The organism is Kocuria sp. CPCC 205235 (assembly GCF_040980905.1).
GTDB lineage: Bacteria > Actinomycetota > Actinomycetes > Actinomycetales > Micrococcaceae > Kocuria > Kocuria carniphila.
In genome coordinates this window covers 1-3799 of record NZ_JAVKPR010000054.1, presented here as the reverse complement: position 1 = coordinate 3799, position 3799 = coordinate 1, and the positions used below count along the sequence as shown (strand labels likewise).

Genomic DNA, 3799 nt, shown 5'->3' with positions numbered 1-3799 from the left:
CCTGGAAGACCTCGACCCCTACCCGGCCAGCGACGCACCTCGACCGTCTACACCGTCAACTGCGATGAGCCGCTAATGGTCCACTCGTTGAACTTCTGCCAGCCGTGCATCACAAAGGTGATACCCACGACCACGCGGAGAATCAGCAGCCCGAAATTGACGGAGGTACGGGTTTTTCGCGAAGAGTTCATGACGAACAAAGCTACCGGTCAGATGTTAACGACGTGGGTCGATAGCCTCTGATTTCCCTGGACACGACCGTAAAAGCCAGCCGGGAACCCAGGCTCAGACGGCCGTGGAACCGGTGCGAGCGGCGTCGGCGGGTGGCGGTCCCAAAGGCGAGGTGTGTTTGAAGGCGCGCACCGAACGCCGGTCGGAGTGATCGAGAGTAGGCTGCCAGGGTTTCTCGGCCTCGGAAATGGCGATGTGACGGGCCAAGCGCGTGGTATTGGTTTCCTGGATACGGCGATTATGCGCGCTCGTGAACTGGGTGATCATGAACAACACGATCAACCCGTAGAGCACCAGGTCGGTACCGCGGCCGATGCCCAGAAAGCGCGCCAAATGGGTCACCATGTCCGGCACGAAAATGGATAGTGCGGCGAACACGAAGAACGCAAGACCGACCAGGCGGCGAATGGCCTGGTGTTTGGCGTTGACTCCCCCGCGCACCAGAGTGAGCGCGCCGTAGCCCACGGCAAGCACCAGAAGTAACTGAACAATAATCGTCACTGTGAATAGCCCCCGGTTACTTCACGAACAGTTCGGTCAGGATGTTCACGCCGTTGAGAAGGGACTGGCCCTTGCCCTTCGAGTAGTCCGTGTAAATGATCTCCACGGGATGCTCCACCCAGTGCGGTTTGATTTCCGCGAACTGGTTCACGATCTCAGACGCGTGGGCCATGCGGTTCTGCTTGAGGTCGATCTGTTGCAGTGTCTTGCGGTTGATGGCGCGCAGCCCGTTGTGGGCGTCGGAGAGGTCCATGCCGCTGGTGAACTTGGACACGAACGCCGCCGTGCGCAGCACCAGTCGCTTGAGTTTGGAAACCTGCGTGCGGTCATCCAGGAAGCGGGAACCGAGCACCACGTCAGCCTCACCGGAGCGGATGCGCTGGACCATGTCGTAGGCATCGACCACGCGGTGCTGGCCGTCCGAGTCGAAGGTCACCACGCAATCCATGTCCGGATCCTGCAGCGCATACTCAAAACCGGTCTGCAGTGCAGCACCCTGCCCCAGGTTGATGGGGTGGCTGACCACCACGGCACCGGCCTCGCGGCAGATGCGGGCGGAGTCATCGGATGAACCGTCGTCAATGCACACCACGTGGGGAAAAGTCTTCCGGAGGTTCTCCAGGACTTCTCCCACCACTTGGCCTTCGTTGTACACAGGCATCACGATCCACGCACGACTCACGCGAAGTATTCTCCCACAAGCAACCGACCGAACCCTGTAGACCGTTGTGTGCCGGTAAGCACTTACGCGGCACGTTCCGCGCTTGGATGAAAATAATTAGTAGTGCCAGCCGTGCCACCAGTCAGAACTTGGCTTGGACGTTGCTCAACTATAGTTGTCCCGAATCTTCCCCAATCTTCAAGGACCGAACCGTGCTCCAAGCCAATCCTCGAATTGCAGGTCTCGCGTGCTAACAGAGTGGTGGCAGTACCTGCCCGCGTTACTAGTCGTTCTGGCTTTCCTGTGGCTGCCGGGGCTGGCCCTGCAGTGGGCCTTCGGCCAGCGCACCGGCCGGATTGTCTTAGCAGCCCCGGCATTCAGCGTGGCTGTAGTGGGGCTCACCGGTGTAGTCCTGGATCTGCTGGACGTCCGCTACAACTCCCTGACCCAGGTCATAACTGCCGTGATTTTGACGGTTCTGGCGTGGCTGGTGGGCCGTCTCATCCCCCGCGGTGGGTATCACACAGGGTCTAGAGCCGTGGCTGCTTCCGCGAATGTCGATTACCATTCCGTGGGCCGATACCGTTGGTTGTTCCCCGTGGGTGCCGCTGCGGGGCTGGCTATCGGCGCAGTCCTGATGGTGCGCCGTTTGATCTCGGTGATTGGTCACCCCGAGTCGCTCACACAACGCTATGACAACATTTTTCATCTCAACGCCATTCGTTACATCGTAGACACCGGCAATGGCTCAACGCTCACGCTGAACCAAATGACCAACCCGGACAGCACCATTGCGCTGTACCCGGCCGCGTGGCATCAATTTGCCTCGCTTATGGTCCCTTTGACCGGCGACAACGTGATGGTGGCCCACAACGTAATGCTGCTGGCCGTGGCAGGGTTCGTGTGGACTGCATCTTGCATTTACCTTGCACGCTGCCTCCTGGGGCCCTCCCCTCTAGTGAGTGTGGTTGCCGGTACTGCCGCAGCCGGTTTCGGGATTTTCCCGCTCGGCTTGATTGCGTGGGGACCGTTGTTCGCCAATATCCTGTCTTTAGCGTTGGTCCCGGTGTCCCTCGGTCTGCTCGTGCGCTTGCTCGGGGCACGTCTGACCGTCGACCCCACCGCGCACACACCCGACGCTGCGGGTCGGGTTCGCCTGGCTGCGTGTCTGGTGGTGGTCCTGGGAGCCCTGTGCTTGTCCCAGCCGAATGCGCTCCTGGCCTTGTTGGCGGTTGCGGTGCCCCTCGGTGCCACCGCCTGGTGGCTTGCCCTACAGGCGGCAGCCGTGGCTCGGAGGGGAAAGAAGACAGTGATTCTGGCTGCTCTGGGAGCGGCGGCGGTGACGGCGTGGTCAGTGTTGTGGAGCACGCTGAGCACCGATTATGTCTGGGACCGTTTCACCTCAACAGCGCGAGCTGTTGGGGAGGCACTGTTGTACAGCACCAACGATCGTGACGAAGTCCCTTGGGTCCTTGTGATCCTGACAGCTTCCGGAATTTACGCGGCCATTTCCCGGCACCAGTTGCGCTGGCTCGTAGTTGCCCACCTTTTGTTGGTGTACCTCTACGCCGTGGCAGCCGCTGGAGAGAACGGCCCAACCCGCCAGTGGTTAGTGGGCGGTTGGTATACGGATTCTTATCGTCTGGCCGCTACACTTCCACTCACCGCGGTGCCGTTGATCGCTCTGGGTGCCTTCCACCTTGTACAGGCCATCGTCACCAGCATTAACGGCTTGTTTAATTTCGGAAAGCAGACCCCCAGCAGGAGCCAGACCGCAACCTACCCGATCGTAGCGATGGTCATGCTCGTAACCATCGTTCCTCTTTCCCAAGTGGATTCACTCACGCAGTCCACTCGGTGGGGTAAGCAGGCATACACATGGGAAGGGTGGGATAACATTCTTAGCTTGGAAGAATACCAACTGCTCGAAAACATCGATGAGCACGTGGCACCGGACGAAAGTATCGCCATCAACCCGTGGAATGGCGGTGCCTTGGCCTACGCGGTGGCCGACCGCCCCGTGACTCAGTATCACGTCGGTGATCCCGGCCCTCTATTGCAACCACTTGTTCAAGACATCGACGACGCCGCCCCCAACAGCCCCGCGTGTGTGGCCGCGGATGAACTCGACGTCGAATGGGTACTGGACTTCGGTACTCAGTTCTTGCCCGGTGGTGCCGATGCGGCTCACCTGTACGACGGCGTCACGGCCGTTGATCCCGTGATCGACCAGAATCTGGAGCTCGTCGAGCGCAACGGATCAGCCGCGCTGTACGAAGTTGTCGGCTGCGACTGATCCGGCCCTTCACAGATGAGCATGGGTAGGGGTCTTGCGCCACGGCCGGTGTCCGCCGGCGGCGAGCAGGGCGCGTAGACGGTAGTTCTCGAAGTTCCGGAACCCGCGGG

The 3799-nt window shown here is 60.4% G+C and carries 4 protein-coding genes; 1 reads left to right on the top strand and 3 read right to left on the bottom strand.

Annotation, left to right across the window (positions count from 1 at the left end; all coding sequences use genetic code 11):
* Positions 1 to 47: 47 nt before the first annotated feature.
* From RF638_RS15870 to RF638_RS15860, 3 genes are all read right to left on the bottom strand, one after another.
* On the bottom strand, positions 48 to 191 hold the full coding sequence (locus RF638_RS15870) for a DoxX family protein (RefSeq protein ID WP_368842449.1): 144 nt from the start codon (positions 189 to 191) through the stop codon (positions 48 to 50).
* Positions 192 to 285: 94 nt separating this feature from the next.
* A complete protein-coding gene (locus RF638_RS15865; protein WP_368842448.1) occupies positions 286 to 732 on the bottom strand; it encodes a DUF2304 domain-containing protein in 447 nt (148 codons plus the stop codon).
* Between the two features lie 16 nt (positions 733 to 748).
* A complete protein-coding gene (locus RF638_RS15860) occupies positions 749 to 1414 on the bottom strand; it encodes a glycosyltransferase family 2 protein (protein WP_223286442.1) in 666 nt (221 codons plus the stop codon).
* Positions 1415 to 1640: 226 nt separating this feature from the next.
* Here RF638_RS15860 and RF638_RS15855 point away from each other — a divergent pair, with 226 nt between their 5' ends.
* The gene (locus RF638_RS15855; protein ID WP_259916845.1) at positions 1641 to 3689 is read left to right on the top strand and encodes a DUF6541 family protein; all 2049 of its coding nucleotides are present in this window, start codon (positions 1641 to 1643) and stop codon (positions 3687 to 3689) included.
* Positions 3690 to 3799 lie beyond the last annotated feature (110 nt).